Source organism: Paenibacillus sp. FSL L8-0333, from assembly GCF_037965665.1.
GTDB lineage: Bacteria > Bacillota > Bacilli > Paenibacillales > Paenibacillaceae > Paenibacillus_AQ > Paenibacillus_AQ odorifer.
Genome location: NZ_CP150186.1, coordinates 4,477,253 through 4,494,864 on the forward strand (window position 1 = coordinate 4,477,253; position 17,612 = coordinate 4,494,864).

Annotated in this window: 16 protein-coding genes; 6 read left to right on the top strand and 10 right to left on the bottom strand. The window is 41.9% G+C overall.

The window, feature by feature from the left end; genetic code table 11:
• Positions 1-227 precede the first annotated feature (227 nt).
• On the bottom strand, positions 228-890 hold the full coding sequence (locus tag NYE72_RS20075; RefSeq protein WP_143767781.1) for an MgtC/SapB family protein: 663 nt from the start codon (positions 888-890) through the stop codon (positions 228-230).
• 146 nt (positions 891-1,036) lie between these two features.
• Positions 1,037-1,591: a GNAT family protein gene (locus NYE72_RS20080; protein ID WP_076147493.1), complete on the bottom strand. Its 555-nt coding sequence runs from the start codon at positions 1,589-1,591 to the stop codon at positions 1,037-1,039.
• A 185-nt stretch (positions 1,592-1,776) separates the two neighbouring features.
• Here NYE72_RS20080 and NYE72_RS20085 point away from each other — a divergent pair, with 185 nt between their 5' ends.
• From NYE72_RS20085 to NYE72_RS20095, 3 genes are all read left to right on the top strand, one after another.
• Positions 1,777-2,172 (top strand): DUF2871 domain-containing protein, encoded by a 396-nt coding sequence (locus tag NYE72_RS20085; protein WP_076129897.1) that lies wholly within the window; start codon positions 1,777-1,779, stop codon positions 2,170-2,172.
• 97 nt (positions 2,173-2,269) lie between these two features.
• Positions 2,270-2,959, top strand: coding sequence for a helix-turn-helix domain-containing protein (locus NYE72_RS20090; RefSeq protein ID WP_076147889.1), 690 nt, complete (start codon positions 2,270-2,272; stop codon positions 2,957-2,959).
• 20 nt (positions 2,960-2,979) lie between these two features.
• A complete protein-coding gene (locus tag NYE72_RS20095) occupies positions 2,980-3,834 on the top strand; it encodes an IS3 family transposase (RefSeq protein ID WP_081383579.1) in 855 nt (284 codons plus the stop codon).
• Between the two features lie 128 nt (positions 3,835-3,962).
• Here NYE72_RS20095 and NYE72_RS20100 read toward each other — a convergent pair whose 3' ends face one another.
• A complete protein-coding gene (locus tag NYE72_RS20100; RefSeq protein WP_339212099.1) occupies positions 3,963-6,611 on the bottom strand; it encodes a glycoside hydrolase family 6 protein in 2,649 nt (882 codons plus the stop codon).
• Between the two features lie 455 nt (positions 6,612-7,066).
• Here NYE72_RS20100 and NYE72_RS20105 point away from each other — a divergent pair, with 455 nt between their 5' ends.
• Entirely contained in the window at positions 7,067-7,495 is a 429-nt protein-coding gene (locus NYE72_RS20105; protein WP_036685812.1) for a VOC family protein, read from the top strand.
• Positions 7,496-7,552: 57 nt separating this feature from the next.
• Here NYE72_RS20105 and NYE72_RS20110 read toward each other — a convergent pair whose 3' ends face one another.
• The 4 genes from NYE72_RS20110 to NYE72_RS20125 form a co-directional block, all read right to left on the bottom strand.
• Positions 7,553-9,895: an ABC transporter permease gene (locus tag NYE72_RS20110; RefSeq protein ID WP_339210335.1), complete on the bottom strand. Its 2,343-nt coding sequence runs from the start codon at positions 9,893-9,895 to the stop codon at positions 7,553-7,555.
• A gap of 2 nt (positions 9,896-9,897) precedes the next feature.
• The gene (locus NYE72_RS20115; RefSeq protein WP_339210337.1) at positions 9,898-10,671 is read right to left on the bottom strand and encodes an ABC transporter ATP-binding protein; all 774 of its coding nucleotides are present in this window, start codon (positions 10,669-10,671) and stop codon (positions 9,898-9,900) included.
• Between the two features lie 160 nt (positions 10,672-10,831).
• A complete protein-coding gene (locus tag NYE72_RS20120) occupies positions 10,832-12,106 on the bottom strand; it encodes a HAMP domain-containing sensor histidine kinase (RefSeq protein WP_038572352.1) in 1,275 nt (424 codons plus the stop codon).
• Between the two features lie 2 nt (positions 12,107-12,108).
• The gene (locus NYE72_RS20125; RefSeq protein ID WP_038572354.1) at positions 12,109-12,792 is read right to left on the bottom strand and encodes a response regulator transcription factor; all 684 of its coding nucleotides are present in this window, start codon (positions 12,790-12,792) and stop codon (positions 12,109-12,111) included.
• A 66-nt stretch (positions 12,793-12,858) separates the two neighbouring features.
• Here NYE72_RS20125 and NYE72_RS20130 point away from each other — a divergent pair, with 66 nt between their 5' ends.
• The gene (locus NYE72_RS20130; RefSeq protein WP_051491413.1) at positions 12,859-14,130 is read left to right on the top strand and encodes a serine hydrolase domain-containing protein; all 1,272 of its coding nucleotides are present in this window, start codon (positions 12,859-12,861) and stop codon (positions 14,128-14,130) included.
• Between the two features lie 40 nt (positions 14,131-14,170).
• Here NYE72_RS20130 and NYE72_RS20135 read toward each other — a convergent pair whose 3' ends face one another.
• A complete protein-coding gene (locus NYE72_RS20135; protein WP_036685802.1) occupies positions 14,171-14,530 on the bottom strand; it encodes a hypothetical protein in 360 nt (119 codons plus the stop codon).
• Positions 14,531-14,810: 280 nt separating this feature from the next.
• Here NYE72_RS20135 and NYE72_RS20140 point away from each other — a divergent pair, with 280 nt between their 5' ends.
• Complete coding sequence (locus tag NYE72_RS20140; RefSeq protein WP_036685800.1) at positions 14,811-15,020, top strand: hypothetical protein; 210 nt, start codon at positions 14,811-14,813, stop codon at positions 15,018-15,020.
• A 515-nt stretch (positions 15,021-15,535) separates the two neighbouring features.
• Here the strand turns inward: NYE72_RS20140 and NYE72_RS20145 are convergent.
• Together NYE72_RS20145 and NYE72_RS20150 are read right to left on the bottom strand one after the other, a co-directional pair.
• Positions 15,536-16,639, bottom strand: coding sequence for an LCP family protein (locus NYE72_RS20145; RefSeq protein ID WP_051491411.1), 1,104 nt, complete (start codon positions 16,637-16,639; stop codon positions 15,536-15,538).
• Positions 16,640-16,647: 8 nt separating this feature from the next.
• The gene (locus NYE72_RS20150; RefSeq protein ID WP_038572355.1) at positions 16,648-17,457 is read right to left on the bottom strand and encodes a GNAT family N-acetyltransferase; all 810 of its coding nucleotides are present in this window, start codon (positions 17,455-17,457) and stop codon (positions 16,648-16,650) included.
• Positions 17,458-17,612: the final 155 nt, after the last annotated feature.

Genomic DNA, 17,612 nt, shown 5'->3' on the forward strand with positions numbered 1-17,612 from the left:
AATATATAACACAGACATAACACACATACCCATGAATTAGCATTTAATTTGAATCTTGAACCTATTAATTGGGATAGAAGGACTGAAAGAAGTATTTTGTTTGGATTAATGTGAGGTGTGTGAATCGATTGTAAAATGGAAGGTAACACTCGCATCAAAAGGAAGCTCTCTAAAGGGAGGTAACCTTTGATGCGAAGTGAGTTAGTTACATCGAGGGTGCTAAAAAATCATTGAAACTCAACGGTCTTAACGGCTGCGTCCTCTTGGATCATCGATAACAATTGCACTGGATTAAATGATTCAGGCAATCTTACAACGATTTCTACGTTTAATTCGGATTCTACACTGTTATTTTCAGCATGAAAACTTAGAACAGCGATTTTGTGTTCTTTAAGTAACTCTTGAATTCGGCCCATAGCGCCTTCTGTGTTAGCTAGACTTATATCGAGCTGTTGGGTTTTTGGTGCGGCCAGCCAGCTGTTACGACTGTGTAAGATCTTTTGCCCAAGTAAAATGATTATCGTTGCTCCTACGCCAAGAATATAAAGACCAGACCCTATAGCCATGCCCACTCCGGCTGTTGCCCAAATCCCTGCAGCAGTAGTGAGCCCTTTGACTGTGTGTCTTTGCATAAAAATCATCCCTGCTCCCAAAAAACCTACTCCGCTTACTACCTGAGCAGCTATCCGAGCGGGATCAAGAGAAAGATTAGGCCAATCCGCTTGGTCCTGAAACCCATATTTGGAGATGACCATCATGAGTGCAGCCCCTAAGGCTACAACAAAATGTGTTCTAACTCCAGCTTCTTTCATCCGGCTTTTGCGTTCATATCCAACTAATACGCCACAAATTCCCGCGCCAATTACACGAAGCAAATACTCAAACTCCATACCTTCACCTTCTTTCATCATGATATGTATGTTGGATTAGTACCACGTAGGATAAATTCGATAATCTATTTATTGTATCACAAACAAAAAACCATAATACGTCCTCTCGCATTATGGTTAACTTGCTTTTATTAATTTTACACTTCTTAGTTCGTATCGGAAGCTAACAAAGAGCAAATCTCCGCATCTACAAATCTACCTTTTTCAAAAAAAGATTCGCGTAACAACCCCTCATACTTAAAGCCCGCTTTCAAAAGCGACTTCTTGGAGGCAATATTAGCCGGATCATAAAACGCCTCAATTCGATGGAGCTTCATATGCTCAAAGCCATACGCAATAATAGCTGTCAGAACTTCCGTCATCACACCCTGCCGCCAATAAAGTGGAGATAATTCATACCCAATCTCTGCTTTGAAATTTCTGTGCGCCCAGTTATGATATCCGCATGAACCAATCATTATATTATCCTCACGCCTGGCTATTCCCCAGCGAATGCTTTGTTTGCCTTTGAAACGTTCATCCCATCTTTCGATAAGGTTGATCGCTTGCTGTATATCGGTGAAGCTATCCAGATCATAATACTGGGTCACTTCATCTTTTGAAAAATAATCATATATTTCTTTAGCATCATCCAGTGTAATTCTTCTCAAAATAAAGCGGTCAGTTTCGAGCACCGGAAATACTTCAACGTTATCATTCATATTTTCCTTAAGTCTCCTCTCATTTCTCTAGTAGTACAGTTCGTCGTGGAAAGTGAAACTTCCTTTAGGATATAATGTATTTATAAACTAGTGATTTATTTCACCTTGTAATCATTTGTTCATATTGCGTTCTTAATTGCTTGATACACTTCAATCATAACGATAACTACAAAGGAGATATTCTTATGAAAAAATTGTATTACACGTCTTTTTTCTATGCAATTCTTGGTTTGATAGCCGGAGTGGCCTATCGCGAAATTACTAAAATGAATGATTTCACAGGAGATACTATATTAGTTGCGCTTCACACCCACATTCTAGTCTTAGGATTCTTTTTCTTTATTATTGCTATGATCTTAGACAAGTTATTTAATATCCATGAGGCTAAATCTTTTGGTGCATGGTACATTGTCTATAACATTGGTCTTCTAATCACGATTGGTGCAATGGCTACACGTGGAATGCTGCAAATTAACGGCAGTGATATTAGCTTCCTGCCCCATATTGCGGGGCTTGGTCACGCCATTGTTGGGGCTGGAATCATCTGGCTGCTTGTGCTACTCGGTAAACGAATTAAATAATACAGAAAGAGCCGCCAGGATCACTGATAAGCTCCCATCATAGTAGACAGTAGAAAAAACAAAAACTTCTACTGCTACAATGATGGGAGTTTTTCTAATGTCTAATAGAAGTCCAACATCTTTAAAAGTAAAATTACATGTCGTAAGGCTGTGCCTTGAGCACAAGTCAAATCCAAACTATGAGGCAAAGCAGCTAGGTCTTAGTTCACACACAGTTAGAGAATGGATTAGGAAATATAAAGCAGATGGTTTGGACGGGTTGAGGGAATCGAGAACATGGAAATCATACCCAAAGGAATTGAAGCTTGCTGCTGTTAACGAAGTGTTGTCTGGTCGTTGCTCCGTTGAAGAGGTGACAAACAAGCATTATATTTCAAGCAGAAGTGTTTTGACAAAATGGATTACCAAGTATACTAATGAGATAGAATTGAAACCTACACATACAGGAAAAGGACTATCTCATATGAACCAAGGACGTAAAACAACTTTCGAAGAACGCATTGAAATTGCACAATATACCATCGCTAATGGATTGGATTATCAGAAAGCGATTGAAAAGTACGGAGTATCTTATCAGCAAGTTTACGCATGGGTCCGGAAATATCAAGTTGGCCGCGAGGAGGCTCTTCAGGACAATCGCGGTCGCAAAAAGCCTGTAGAAGAACTAGATGAGCATGACCGCCTTAAACTACGGATTAAAGAGCTAGAAGCGCGAAATGAATACCTAGAGATGGAGAATGACTTCGCAAAAAAGTTGGCGGAGATCAAGCGACGAAATACACGCTAACCCTCGTTCGACAAGTAAACTTGTATCAAGCGATTCAAGAACTGAACAAAGAAAAAGGTCACGCAATTACGAAGTTGTGTGCGTTAGCTGGGGTTGCTCGATCTGCCTATTACAAGTGGTTAAAATGGAAACCCTCTTGCATAGAACTTGAAACTCGTGCGTTAGCGAAAGAAGTAAAGCTACGATATGACAAGCGAAAAGGGATTCTTGGCTATCGTCAAATGCGCACGCAATTAAACCGAAAGCTCAAAAAGCAGTACAACAAAAAGCGTTATTACCGAATTATGTGTGCTCTTGGGCTTAAAGCAGTCATTCGCAGAAAACGAGCGAGTTATGTGAAAGCTACGGAGATCCATGTAGTTGAAAATGTAATGAACCGTAACTTTGATGCCAATTCTCCTAATTCAAAATGGTGTACAGATGTGACTGAACTGAAGTACGGGAATGGGCGCAAAGCCTATTTGAGCGCTATTATTGATGTATATGATAATTCCATTGTCTCATGGGTATTAAGCCATTCCAACAACAATAAACTCGTGATGGATACGTTGAAGAGGGCTTACGCGAAGAATCCTGGCGTATCCCCTCTTTTACAAAGCGACAGAGGCTTCCAGTACACGTCTCATGAGTACAACCGACTTCATGTAAAATACGGATTTAAGAAAAGCATGTCTCGTGTGAGTCGGTGTTTGGACAACCAACCTATTGAGCGTTTTTGGGGTACATACAAGTCAGAAAGCTATTATCTTACAAAGTATGACACCTATGATGATGTCCTCACAGAGGTTAGCAAATATATTCACTACTACAATAATTACCGCTACACAGAGTGTTTGGATGGCTTGTCACCTAGCGAATACCGACGAGCTGCATAACGAAGATACCTCAGTTCTGGCAATACGAACTGAGGTATCTAAACTAACTATTTTTGTTTTTTACACTGTCCACTTGACAGGGAGCACTTCACACTCCAGCGGCTCTTTTAAATATCCCCTGCTTTCCGTTACGGAGCAATCCCCCATACGAGAGCATCACTTTGATAAAGCGTCACTTTATCCCAGTTAGTATAAGCAGTTTTAGTAGCATCAAAGGAGTAGTCATTGGCTTCGTTAAAATTAGTCCAATCGGATTTATATATTCTGAGCTGAATATCTCCGGACTGGCCTCCAGCTGGAATGGAACCAGCTGCAGAAGTAAACGAAAGCTCAACGTAAGTGTCTGCATTCGTGCCTGTGTAGTCTGCAAAGGCGACTTGAATATTACTGTTGCCAACTTGTGCCCAGTCAATTGCGCTGTTTAACGTCTGATTACTATCTTTAGTGAAATAATAACGGATTTTAAGATCGCTTAAGTTCACTGCGGCTGTGCCGTTATTTTTAATATTAAAATAAGGTTTGATCTGATTGTCTGTCGCATTAGTATCTCCCGCCCGATACTGCAACGTCAGACTAGTTGCTGCCGGAACTTGTGGAACAGCACTCGCTTGTGCCGAATACACACTCTCTCCCGCACTATTGGTTGCGCTTACAACATAGTAATAGGTTGTTCCGTTCGTTAAGCCCGTGTTGATGTAGCTCGTTGCCGTTAGCCCTGTTGCTACAGTGGTGTACGGTCCTCCGCTTGTGGTTGCACTTTTCACAGTGTAACTCGTCGCACCACTGGATACGCTCCAGCTCAGGCTCACTTTCGCATCTCCTGCTGTCGCTACCAAGTTAGTTGGTGCCACTGGAACAGTTGCCACCGCTGCTGGGATCGCACTTGCTTGTCCCGAATTCACACTCTCTCCTACACTATTGGTTGCGCTTACAACATAGTAATAGGTTGTTCCGTTCGTTAGGCCCGTGTTGGTGTAGCTCGTTGCCGTTAGCCCTGTCGCTACAGTAGTGTACGGTCCTCCGCTTGTGGTTGCACTTTTCACAGTGTAACTAGTCGCTCCACTGGATGCGCTCCAGCTCAGGCTTACTTTCGCCTCACCTGCTGTCGCTACCAAATTGGTTGGTGCCGCGGGAACAGTCGCCACTGCTGCTGGAGTCGCACTCGCTTGTGTAGAATCCGCACTCTCTCCCACACTATTGGTTGCGCTTACAACATAGTAATAGGTTGTTCCGTTCGTTAGGCCCGTGTTGGTGTAGCTCGTTGCCGTTAGCCCTGTCGCTACAGTAGTGTACGGTCCTCCGCTTGTGGTTGCACTTTTCACAGTGTAACTAGTCGCTCCACTGGATGCGCTCCAGCTCAGGCTTACTTTCGCCTCACCTGCTGTCGCTACCAAGTTAGTGGGTGCCGCTGGAACTACAGTGCCCCCTCCGTTGCTCAGAGGAATTACAGGGTAAGCATTCTGTACCAGCTGAACAAATTGATCATGGAACCAGTGACCTGATACAGGCGCATTAGGTAATGCACCGGTCAGTGTGCCGCTTGAGCTGGTATAAGTCGGATCACACATTCTGTCAAAGCCCTTGCCTTCATTATTTGGAATGGCACTGCTGGAACCATCAGATTCTCCCGGAGGTTTCACCCAGACAAATGCGTCCAAATGTGAGGCTGCATAACCTGCAGGGGCTGCTTGTGGAACTTCTCCAATTCCAGCGCCGCTGGCATTACACCAATTGCCGCGATGGAGACGTTTATCAATCCGACCGGAATCTGCATAAGCGTTAACGGTTGTTCCGCTTGCACTAGTCGGGCGATTAGGTCCACCCCACCCGTTACGGGAGGTATCAATAAGGAAGCCGATCGTGGAAGGCCAACCTTTTGCTACAAAACCTGAATACAAAGCTGCTGTGAAATCGGCTTCATCAAAATACGGATTCCATTCATAATAACTTGCGGAGCGAAGCTGCTGGCTGCCTATCGTAAGATTCGGATCTGGAAGATTAGGTTCTACTAGTGGAGTGGTATTGGCTGTATTCGTAATAAATCCATCGACACTAGCAAGTCCAGCTGTAGTGCCTGACACAACCGAAGTAAAGAGGTCGATAGCGGGGCCACGGTTAGTATCCCATCCGAGCCAGCCGGAGTGGCCAATATCCATGTAAGTATATACATTCGGAATGGCATGGAGAGCATTTAAAGTGTAACGCGTAGCATCACGGTAAATATTCGTGGAGTTAGCTTGAGCACACTGTGGTGTGCTGAGATTGGTGACTAGATTCGGAAGCGAGTCCGGCTCTACGATAGTCACTATACGAATGTCACTATATTTGGGCTTTGCAAAAATACTGGCGATTACGTCAACATAATCTGACTTATAGGTTGTAAGACCCGCAGCTGTCAGTGGCAGCTCGCCATTGGAGGCAAGAGCGTGGCAATCCCGCCCAGGCATGTCATAAATTACGAACGTGGCTGTAATCGGCGTATTGGGTTGCTTTTGCGCGAGTACGGCATCTAAAGTCTGTCCCAGACTTTTTCTACCTCCATTGTCCTCTCCGCCATAAATTGCAGCAATTCGATCCAGCCATACGGCTGTCGGATATTTTTTAATGGTCTCCATCTTGGAAACTAAAGTACTATCGGTAACCTGAGCAATAGAGGTATCAATCAGTGCGGCATAATCAGGATTCACATATGCTGTAGCTCCTACAAACGGATTGTCAACATGTGCCTCACTGGCATACGTGGTAGAAGGAGCATATCCGGTGATAACTAAAGCCATGATCGTAAGCAATAACAACATTTGCTTCCTTAGTGCTTTTGTCATTTATTATTCTCCTTTCGACAATTAAATAAATTCGTAAATAATTTATTAATAGCCACGCGATGCTACAATTGCAGTATTCACTCCTTTAAAGAATTGTCACCTCCTCTATGCCTTACCCGCACTAACCATCACCTCCTCTCAGTGGTAAAGATCAAACACGAGCCCAAATACACCCCAACTATTTAACATAAATATAATTTTATTTAATTTATAGAAAATTATCCCTTTTCTTGAATACTACCATATCCTATTTTTAATTAGAAGATAGTAGATGAAATAAAAGTTTAATAATGAGACTAAAAGTATATTTGTTTATAAACTGGTAAATGATACAATGTGGATGTGATAAGGTATTTTGAATTTTAAGAATTTTTGATGTGCCGCTAACAAACCTTTAAGGAGTGAAAAAAATGTCTATCGATGTTTATCTTAATTTCAACGGGAATTGTCGTGACGCAGCAGAGTTTTACGCAGAGGTGTTTGGCACTGAACGTCCACAAATCATGACCTTTGGTGAAACACCACCCGATCCCAATTTCACTCTTCCTGAGGAAGCTAAAGATTTGGTTATGCACACCCGCTTGAATATCGAAGGCAGTAATGTAATGTTTTCTGATGTTTTTCCAGGCATGCCTTTTATCGAAGGAAACAATATTAGTCTTTCCGTAGTTAGTAAGGATTTAGATAACATAAAGAAATATTTCAATAAACTTCAAGAGGGCGGTAAAGTAGTTATGGAACTGCAAGAAACCTTCTGGAGCTCTTGTTATGGTAGTCTAAAAGATAAATTCGGCATTGATTGGCAATTCAATTATGATGACGGACGAATGAATATGTAAAAAAAACAACGAGTATGGAGTAACAAACCTCCTGCTCGTTGTTTTTTTGTCTTTTGCTTAGTCCATAATCAAATCGTAAACACTAACCTTCCGAATTCGCCGGGCAACAAGCATAGACACCGCATAAGCGACTACTAGAATGGCTGCACACAATAGCAATACTTGTGGCAAACTAACCGCCAGTTGGACGTTATAAATCCCTAAACTCGAGAGCAATAGTACAAACGCAGAGTCCGAGAAAAAATAACCGCCTATACTCCCCAAAGCTACTCCCACCACAATCACCGGAAACAGACTAAAGGTAATCTGCGTCATCAGATTAAAAGTGGTATAACCCATTCCTTTAAGAATGCCGAACTCACGCTTCCGCTTCAGAATCAAAGTCTTAATCACTAAATATAAAATCAGGCTTACTACTATAATCGTCACCACAGTGATGACTGCTGTCATAGAAGATACTGCGGCAGTGAATGTACTGAGCGTACTATCAACCGTTTCTCGAATGTTAGTAATATTCCATTTTCCGGGGAAATGTGCTTCCAGATCCTTCACAAAAGCTTGCGCATCTCCCCCCTCTTTCAGATACACATTGATGGACAGAGGGGTGTACTCCGGTTGAAGTCTTCTCATTCCATCACCGGTCATACTCGCCACCATTCCAAGTTGGCTAATCTGCTGGCTTAAGCCAGTGACCAAATAATTCTCCGTCACACCATTAAAAGTGATAGGTACCTCGTCCCCTATTTCTGTATTTTTCAACTTTGCAATAACACCGGAAATCACAATTTCATTATCATAAATAGGCTCTCGCCCTTTGTATATGGTTTGTGTCTCCAGCTTGCTATAATCGTCAGATACCCGGAGCATAAAGCTGGTATTTTTAATCGAAGCGACCATGCTATCCAATACAGTCAACTTTTCAACCCCTGGCATGGCTTCTAATTCTGTAAACTTCCCCTGCTGTAGGTCACCGTTTTTCGGCAACAACAAAAAGTCGCTGCGTTCTATACCTACCAGTTTTATAACTGCTGAGGTGTCTCCCTTAAAGTTGAAATTCAATATAGAGCAAAAAATACTAGAAAAGGTTAATCCGGCAACGATCAATACGATCATCATATTCTGCTTCATTTGCCTTACTAAAGCTTTAAGGCTTAAGCTGAATTGCAGATTCATTTCGGATGTTTCGAGTGGAATTGGGTTCCGCTTAAAATTGTGAGTGAGGATTCCGCTCTGCAGAGCTGTAATCGGAGTAATGTTCCGAATTCGCCGGCTCGACAGATAGGTAACAAGTAGCACTAGTCCAGAGACAATAACCAAACTAAGTACTGCACTGACCCCTTCAAAGGATATTGGCCACAGAAGTCCGATTGAAGACGAAATCATATTCCCTACCAACGGCATAACCAGCCCAGATAACCCACCTCCCGGTATAGCTGCGATGATTGACACTGAGGTGAACTGTAGCAGAAGCGCTTTTTTAATCTGCCATGAAGTATAACCGTTGGCTTTTAAAATACCGATGTTCGTCAAATTGTCTTCAATATGTCCCAATATTTGAAACCTGATGACAATAAGCGAGATCAGAACCATAATCAGGGCAAATACGATCAGAATGGCCGCTAAAAGATTAACAAAAACACGGTTCCCTTGGAGACCAACCTCTGCCCGCATGACTTGAAATTGATCCGTACTTCCTGAGGCAAAAATCCGCTCACTTAGCATTTGTTCCAGCTTTACATCCTTTGAAGGATCGGTTAAATCTGCTGATAGAAAGCTGTACTGAGCTTCTGTTCCAAGACGTTTCTCCAACTGCTTATAACCTTCATCATTCAAAAATACTTTTAAAGCTCCATTAGTTAACGTCCCTAGCAACGGCTCCTCAATAAAGCCACCTATGGTATAAGAGAATGGCTTATTATCGTATACAAAAGAAAAGGTATCGCCAAGGTTATACCCCGATCCAACATGGAACAAATAAGGCAAATAGATCATATCCGCATCCTTAGATCCTAGCGGAGTCGTTGTCTTGAATAGTCCCTTGGTCCGCGGTGTATCCATGTTAAGAATTATAAAAGCTACCGTAGTGTCCGTTTGTCCGTACTTCATTTTAGCGTCTGCTAACAGAATTGCTGCTTCATTCTCCCAGGTTTCTGTATATGAATAACTATCCACAAGCTCCTCATACTCTTCTAGATGATCATCTTTTGGGAAAAATGCACTTATTTCTGGAGTCCTTAATTCAGTCATTTTTTCTTGCTGAAAAGAATTTAGCTTTAAACTGACCGTAAGGCCAATGTTCAGCAGCAGCACAGCTATCATGATCAAAATGAAGAGTGTAAGCGTGGCGCTTTTTCTTTTACGAATATTTGACCAAGCTAGTTTTCCTATTAGGCTGCTCATCTCTACCACCCCAATTCGGTTAGAAAGGACTGTACTTGCTGCTGCCGTTCAGGTCCGTTATCTTCGCTATAAGGGGTAAGACGCAAATCACCAACGATGACTCCGTCTCGCAGATACAATATCCGATTACCACGCAACGCGGTTTTAAGATCATGTGTAACCATAATTATGCTTTGCCCTTGCCTATTCACCTCAGTGAGGACGCGCAATACACCTATTCCTGCTGAACTGTTTAACGCACCTGTCGGCTCATCAGCGAAAACCGCTTTTGGACTGTTGATCAATGCCCGGATAATACCCGCCCGCTGAGCTTCGCCACCTGAGATTTGCGCCGGAAACTTGCCCCAGACAGAGTCATCCAGACCTACATCTGAGAGTAGCTTTTTGGCTTTTTTCACAGCCCCTGCTCTATCCTTTTGTACAAGAAAAGCACTAGATAATACATTGTCGAGGACACTCATCGTATCCAGCAGATGAATCTGCTGAAACACGAACCCACAATTCTTCCGCCGGAATATCGCAAGCTGATCATTACTCATGGCTGTGATATCCTGACCTTCAAATAGAACCTCTCCAAGCGTTGGCTTATCCATACCCGAAATGGCATACAGCAGTGTTGATTTACCAGAACCAGAGCTGCCCATGATAATCGTGAAATCAGCATGATATAAGGTCAGATCCAGATTTTTCAAAACATGCTGCTGAGTTCCTCCATGGGAGAAGGTTTTTCCAAGCTTATTAGTCTGCATCAGCACTTTATTATTCACTTCGCTCATGTTGAACACTCCATTTACATTCATGCTCATTAATTGCGCTAAAAGAAAATCATTGCTCTACGCGAAATATAATGGCTGCAATCACAAGCTCATTCGTAATTGCAACCTTATCGTACGTTAAATGTTCTTAACATGTCTTTGTGCAATCCTTAGCTAATTCTTAATTCTGTCCTGCTAAAGGAATTAGCAGTTTGACTGTAAATCCATCCTCCCGATTGGAGCACACAATGTCGCCTTGCATTTTTTGCATCATATAACGGGAAATGTACAGGCCTAGACCCGCACCATTCTGGCTCACGGCCAGACTGCCCCGAAAAAATTTATTAAATACTAAAGGCAGCTCCTCCTCAGGAACCCCGGGGCCATAATCCAGAATATCTACCTCCAGATAATGATCCGTAATCTCGAACCTAATATCAATAGGTGTGTCTATGTAGGCATATTTGTAGGAATTATTCACAACATTATCAATCACCTGCTGCAGCCGCAAGGAGTCCACCGTAATGATACAGTCAGGCACTGCTGCTGCTGAAATCCGTTCATAGAAATTTACATTATTTATAATTTGGATCAGCAGGTGGCTTTGCTCCTCCGTTAAGCTGACTTTAAGTTCATTTAGTTCCTCTAAGGTCGAATGGAACATATCGGTCACCAGACGATCAATCTGATCCGCTTTGGAATACAAAGTGTTAAGCTGTCTGCTGGTCTTCTCATCCCTTGCGCTTAATAACATCAGTTCCGTAATCGCCTTTAACGAAGCAACTGGTGTTTTAATATCATGACTGAGACTAGCAACCAGTTCCTTTTTACTTTTATTCGCCAAATATTCGCTGTGTCTAGCCGCTGCAAGCTCTTCCCGCATCATATCAAAGCTTTCGGTAAAAGCACCAAACAGATGATTACGATCCATCTCCAGCGGAACTTCCAGATCACCTCTCGCGATATGCTTCGCGAATAGCTGCATTTTGCGAAACGGACGGAGAACCGATCGATTCAGGAACCAAATATAGAGAATGCCTAGAACCGTAAGCAGTAGCAGCATCACAATAGAAACTTGTATAAATTGTTTTTTCATATGTATAAAAATCGCATGGTAATCATTATTAATAATCACCTTACCCACCATCTTATCCTGAACAAAAACGTCCACTAGAGTATCCCGATTGTTGATGGCTTCGTTAACGGTAACGGAAATCGCATTTCCCGTCTGATATTTAAGTACTCCCGCGGTATCGATAATGGCAAATTCATAAGGACCTTCCTTGTACAGGTTCGGATCAAGCTTGTCCCAGTTCTGCTCCGTGAGCTTCACAATGGTATTGATAGCCACTCTATCTGTTCCTGTCTCCTCCTGCAAATTAAGAATTAGGAATGTGAGCGTTAAACTTGCGGCAAATATAGTAAGTAGAAGAGCCAACAGCAGTTTTTTAGTCATAACTATTTGTCCTCAAAAGCATAACCGATGCCCCATACTGTACGGATGTACTGAGGATCATTAGGATTCTGCTCAATCTTCTCGCGTAGATGGCGAATATGTACATTTAAGGTGCCATCCCCCGCAAAAACATCTCCCCATACCTCTGTAAATAACTCCTCTTTGGGGATTACCCTATTTTTATGCTGAATCAAATAGCTGAGCAGTTTATATTCCATCGTTTTCAGCTTGAGAGCTACGCCATTAAGGCTTGCCCTCCTAAGTTCAGGGTCTATCTGGATAGAGCCGGCTTGAAGGACCGCTGCCTCAGCTATAACTTCGTTATTGTGGCGTTTAAGCACCGCCTTCACTTTTGCGAGCAGCACTCTCAGGGTATACGGCTTATGAATATAGTCATCTCCTCCGATATCAAGAGCAATCAATACATCATCTTCACTGGAGCGGGCACTAATAAACAAGATAGGAATCCCCATCGTCTGACGCAGCTCTTTGCATAACTGGAAGCCGGATTCACCGCCTAAATTAATATCAAGCAGTAACATTGAGACCTGATGCTCACGCAAAAAGCTCCGACAGGCAGCAGCGCTTGTAACAAACGCGGTTTGAACATCAAACAAATTAAAATATTCGCAGGTGCTCTCCGCAAGTTCAGTTTCATCATCAATAATTAAACAATCATATCTCATGGATTTCTCTCCGCTTCAACAGAATTTAGTATTATGTTAGAATATGCCTTTAAGGAGGGGTTACCTGTGGATAAACAATCCCAGCGTCTGGAGCAATATTTAGAAAAATACGAACAAAGCTGGCCACTGAGCGGCACAGTCTTAATAGCTCAGCATGGAGAAATCAAGCTACAAAAAGCATACGGATATGCGAATCTTGAACATCAGGTTCCGAACACTATAGATACCAAATTCCGGATCTGGTCATTAACCAAGTCATTCACTGGCATGGCAATTCTGATGCTAAAAGAACAAAAACGTCTGCGACTGGAAGATCCGATCCTTAAGTATCTTCCTGAACAGCATGCATTCGAGGGGATTACCGTTCTTCATCTGCTGGGACATACCTCGGGTATAGCCAACTACACTTCTCTACCCGAATATAATCAAAAATTAAATAAGCTGAAGCTGACTCCACTGGAGATGTTACAGCTATTTGTGAGTCAACCGCCTGCATTTATGCCTGGCACATCGTTTTCCTATAATAATTCAGGTTATTATTTATTAGGAATGATTATTGAGAAGATTACAGGCATGACATTTGAAGATTATATCACTACTTTTATATTACAGCCTCTTGGCATGGTAAATACAGGAGTTTATAACAATCAGCAAATCATTTCAAAATTAGCCTCACCTTATCATTCCTCATGGGGTGAGTATACTCAGGGTGAATACATAAATATGAGCTCTATCCTATCAGCGGGTGCTATGTATTCGACGGCTGCTGATCTTTTCCTGTGGGATCAAGCGTTATACTCCGATCAATTAGTATCCCACGATACTTTGGAGATGGCTTTTCATTCAAGTAATCTCAAATATCGTTTTGGTTGGTTTTTGGACGAACGTTATGATCGCAAAAGAATGTATCACGGCGGCGCTTATCGCGGCTTCCGAAGTGAAATGCACAGATATCCAGAAGAGCAGACGACCGTCATCATGTTGACCAATTATGATTGTGTCCCCATTACCAAGTTAACGGAATCTCTATCTGGATTAGTATTCGGTGAGCCTGCCGAGATGCCGATATTCCCGCAAGCCTTCCCACTTGATGATAGCATGTATGCTGAATATATGGGGACCTATGAGGGATTTGGCTGCAAAGCGAGCGTAGAGCGTAGGGGCCAGGACTATTATTTTGTCTGGAATGATGAAGAGGTTACACCGTTCTATCCTATCTCAGAAACAAGATTCCATCATACCAAGCATGACAGTGAATTTGAATTTAAACGGAATGAACAGGGTGAGCTTTCATTTCTGGGGATGAAAAAAAACAAACGAGTGCCGCATAAGCCATGAAATGGCTGCTGGGGCACCCGCCTTTTTTTTCAGCTAAAGCCTAAGCCTTGGCCAAAATAATAAATTGTGTGAGCATCACGATTACCGCTGAAGACACCCCCAGCGAATTAATGATTGTTAAAGCATTTGGATAACTTTCTTTCCGAAATTGTGAGAACAAAGACACCGTCCATAACACGCTGAAAAATAACGACGACAACCCAGATACAGCTTCACTATCAATTCGTCTGCTCCGGAGAAACAATCCGGCAAGGGTGGCGACAGTATAAACAATATATATTACTAGCTCTATCGATGTGATAACGATCGCCTCGCCGGCAGAGAACAAACGCATTAACAAGTATTGAAAACCTAAACAGATAAACACAAGCTGGTTAAAAGATAGTCTCTTCACTCTCATAGCTTAGCTCCTTTAGGATATATTTTCACAAAAGACAACGCTTACATTGTACTAGTGATTGAATATATCTTCTGTGACTTTCCATACCCTGCCAAATATTAGTCAGATAATATCCTCACATACAAAAAAGGAAGTACACTTTGCGAAAAAGATCCGCAAGGCATACTTCCTTTTTTTTACGATTCGATTGTAGATTTAGACGGAATGGGACATCTTAGTTCCAAAATAGAATGAACAGTGGATTTATAAGATGTTTTCTTAAAATTAGGAGGTCATTGCTGTGAGAAACAAACAATCCATTGTCTTCGTGACCATTCCATTATCCGAGATCAAGAAGTTCATCCTTATTGATATTGTTGCTGGATGGGTCTTTTATTTTGCTATAAAATTTCCCTTCCATTCTTTAATTGCCGCCTCTGCCGGAAGCATGTTTGGTCCTATCCTCATACGCCAATCCATGAAGTTAGTTCAAAATCGCGCCAAGGTTTAAGGTTTCAAGAACTGCTCAATCTGTTTTTTATGATGCTTATCATGTGGGATAAAACTTCTCAAATACTTGCGAACGCTGAATTTTTTGCGATCTCCGTCCTTATATTCCTGATTGAATTCATCTTCCGTTAACCCTGCAGCTGCATCTATGATTTTAGTTCTATAACGTACAAATTGTTCAATTAATGTTTGTTCAGATAATAATTTAGCATATTCTACAGCGTTAGCATTAAACTCGTTAAATCCAAATGCTTAGTTGTGATCGGTTCCCGGAGAATTATTTTCTTAATCGCACCTTCATAAAAATATTTATCCCATAACATGAGATGACAGATGATATCCTTTACAGTCCATTTACCAGCTGCAATAGGCTGATTCCAATGTTTGTCTGATACTTCCTCTAAAGATTCTACGAACGGGATGAGGGACTTAAATTCGAGTAACATTTGCTCATTTGTTTTTGCAGCCAGAGAGATCAACCTCCACATGAAAAATAAAATAATTCAGTCACAACATCTATGCTGCGTCATCCGCAGAAGCTGCGGCCAGATCCATATCGGTAGAGTCAGGATTCAGCCAAATCTCAATCAACTCATGGGTACGCTTCACATCATTTTCGTCAAGCATATAATACCATTGATCCTTCCGTCTGCCTTCACCCTGCAACATATGGCTTGTAATCTCAGGAGTACCCCCCTCGAGAATTACTCTTTTCGCCAAATCAAGAATAAAGTCTGACTTCATATTGGTTTGGAAATTACTGCCTGCTATTTCGATGATTTTCTGTATATTAAGGATATTATCTACTCTCTTCATCCGTTCAAGCGCAGATTTCAAAAAGATCCGCTGCCGCTCCGTTCGTTTAAAATCAGAATCCTCACGGTATCTTACATACATTAATGCTTCAGCGCCAGAATAAATCGGTTTGTTCGGTTCAATTCTTAATTTCTCATGATCCGGACTCTTGTTCTCAATCACCTTGGTAATCGGAAGTTCAACACCCCCTAGAGCATCTGTAACGCCCACAAGACCGTTGAAATTAATAGTAGCGTAATATTCGATAGGCGCGTTTAATAAATTTTTAACGGTGTCTACACTCATCTGAGGACCGCCATAGGAATGTGCTGCATTAATCTTGGTTTCTTTCCTAGCTCCTTTAACATTTTCCGCTCCGATAATTTCTGCATAGGAATCACGAGGGATCGACACGAACAATACTTTATGATCAACTGGCCGAATCACAGTATATATAATCGAATCAGAAAGCCCGTTCTCTTTTCCCCGCTGATCAGTACCCAATAGGAGGATAGAAAATGGACGATCCTTATTATCCGTCGTGGGTTGGAATCCAGGAGCTTCAGCATTTTCATTATTTTTTAAAGGAACGTATGACCCATCAAGCGTGTGTTCAATAGTTGGAGCCACAACATTATTAAATCCGAAAATCAGCAGTTCTTTACGAAAAACATAAGATCCTAGCCCAGCAATAAGTACGATAGCAAGCATAAATAGCCAGATCTTTTTTTTCCTGCTGGTCTTAGTTTTCTTCTTCACCTTCTTTTTCTCAATTCTACTTAAAGAAAAAGAAGAAGCTGAATGGGTAATCTGTTTATTTTTCATTCGGATCCTTAACCCTTCCTGATGACGGATTCTACCAGCCGATAATAGGGAATCATGTAGGTTGTCTCAAAGCCTAATCTATGCGCTAAGTTGAAAGAACCTTCGTTATCCAGACGACACGCCCACACCGGCTCAAGCTGATGTTCTAGACAGTATTCGATTAAGGCTGAACAGACAGCGTAGGCATAGCCCTTCCCCCGATGTGCTTCTGAGGTTTCTATGCCAATTTCCAGTTGATGCTCATTAACAAAACCCGAAAATGCCGTAGAGGCAATTTCCCCAGCATCAAGAATATTGAAGCCCAGCCCCTCAGCAAGAAATTGCTCTTCATTCCTCCAAAAATCCTTAGGATTGACACCTCCTGTTGCCGCCATAAACCGTTCTTTGTTCATTCGCACCACTTCAAGGTCTTGGTTAAGATAAGAAGCTTTCTGGTTCAGATATCTCTCGCGGTTAAAGCTGAAGTTGACCCTTGTATTTCTATGGAGCATTTCCTGTTCACTCCAATGAGCGATAACTTCCGGCCAACCTCCCGCTGGATCAGCCTGCAGCAACTCTTGATGATGCCGAATCATATTTTTATTGGTTATGTAATCAAAAAGGTCGCGCTTAAACTCTTCATTATCCGACTCTCCAATTAATAAAGACATTCCACAAGGGTGTGCAATGTAAAAAGCACGCGGGTTAACGATATCGTCAACATATACGCTGCCAGCAATGACTTGCTTCACCACTGACTCAGCAAACATCGTATTTATTTTCACATTTTCTAAAGGCTCAATTGCTTTGTAATAATCTTTACACTCTAGTCGTTTCATAATTTTCTCCTTAGATATCACGTAATGTTTTGATAGATAACCACCAGCTTGTGAGAATATTTTTTTACTGGATGACACCGTTACCTAAAATATCCCATTATTATAGACGATCTTCGGGTCGATAAGTTTCTATTTATAAGAAATTTGTGAGACAA

What these genes read in the sequence shown, in the direction of transcription:
- NYE72_RS20100 (WP_339212099.1), bottom strand. Translation starts at nt 6,611, where the DNA reads ATGGCTTTAGTTATCACCGGATATGCTCCTTCTACCACGTATGCCAGT.
- NYE72_RS20080 (WP_076147493.1), bottom strand. Translation starts at nt 1,591, where the DNA reads ATGAATGATAACGTTGAAGTATTTCCGGTGCTCGAAACTGACCGCTTT.
- NYE72_RS20110 (WP_339210335.1), bottom strand. Translation starts at nt 9,895, where the DNA reads ATGAGCAGCCTAATAGGAAAACTAGCTTGGTCAAATATTCGTAAAAGA.
- NYE72_RS20115 (WP_339210337.1), bottom strand. Translation starts at nt 10,671, where the DNA reads ATGAGCGAAGTGAATAATAAAGTGCTGATGCAGACTAATAAGCTTGGA.
- NYE72_RS20120 (WP_038572352.1), bottom strand. Translation starts at nt 12,106, where the DNA reads ATGACTAAAAAACTGCTGTTGGCTCTTCTACTTACTATATTTGCCGCA.
- NYE72_RS20090 (WP_076147889.1), top strand. Translation starts at nt 2,270, where the DNA reads ATGTCTAATAGAAGTCCAACATCTTTAAAAGTAAAATTACATGTCGTA.
- NYE72_RS20135 (WP_036685802.1), bottom strand. Translation starts at nt 14,530, where the DNA reads ATGAGAGTGAAGAGACTATCTTTTAACCAGCTTGTGTTTATCTGTTTA.
- NYE72_RS20145 (WP_051491411.1), bottom strand. Translation starts at nt 16,639, where the DNA reads ATGAAAAATAAACAGATTACCCATTCAGCTTCTTCTTTTTCTTTAAGT.
- NYE72_RS20105 (WP_036685812.1), top strand. Translation starts at nt 7,067, where the DNA reads ATGTCTATCGATGTTTATCTTAATTTCAACGGGAATTGTCGTGACGCA.
- NYE72_RS20085 (WP_076129897.1), top strand. Translation starts at nt 1,777, where the DNA reads ATGAAAAAATTGTATTACACGTCTTTTTTCTATGCAATTCTTGGTTTG.
- NYE72_RS20125 (WP_038572354.1), bottom strand. Translation starts at nt 12,792, where the DNA reads ATGAGATATGATTGTTTAATTATTGATGATGAAACTGAACTTGCGGAG.
- NYE72_RS20150 (WP_038572355.1), bottom strand. Translation starts at nt 17,457, where the DNA reads ATGAAACGACTAGAGTGTAAAGATTATTACAAAGCAATTGAGCCTTTA.
- NYE72_RS20075 (WP_143767781.1), bottom strand. Translation starts at nt 890, where the DNA reads ATGGAGTTTGAGTATTTGCTTCGTGTAATTGGCGCGGGAATTTGTGGC.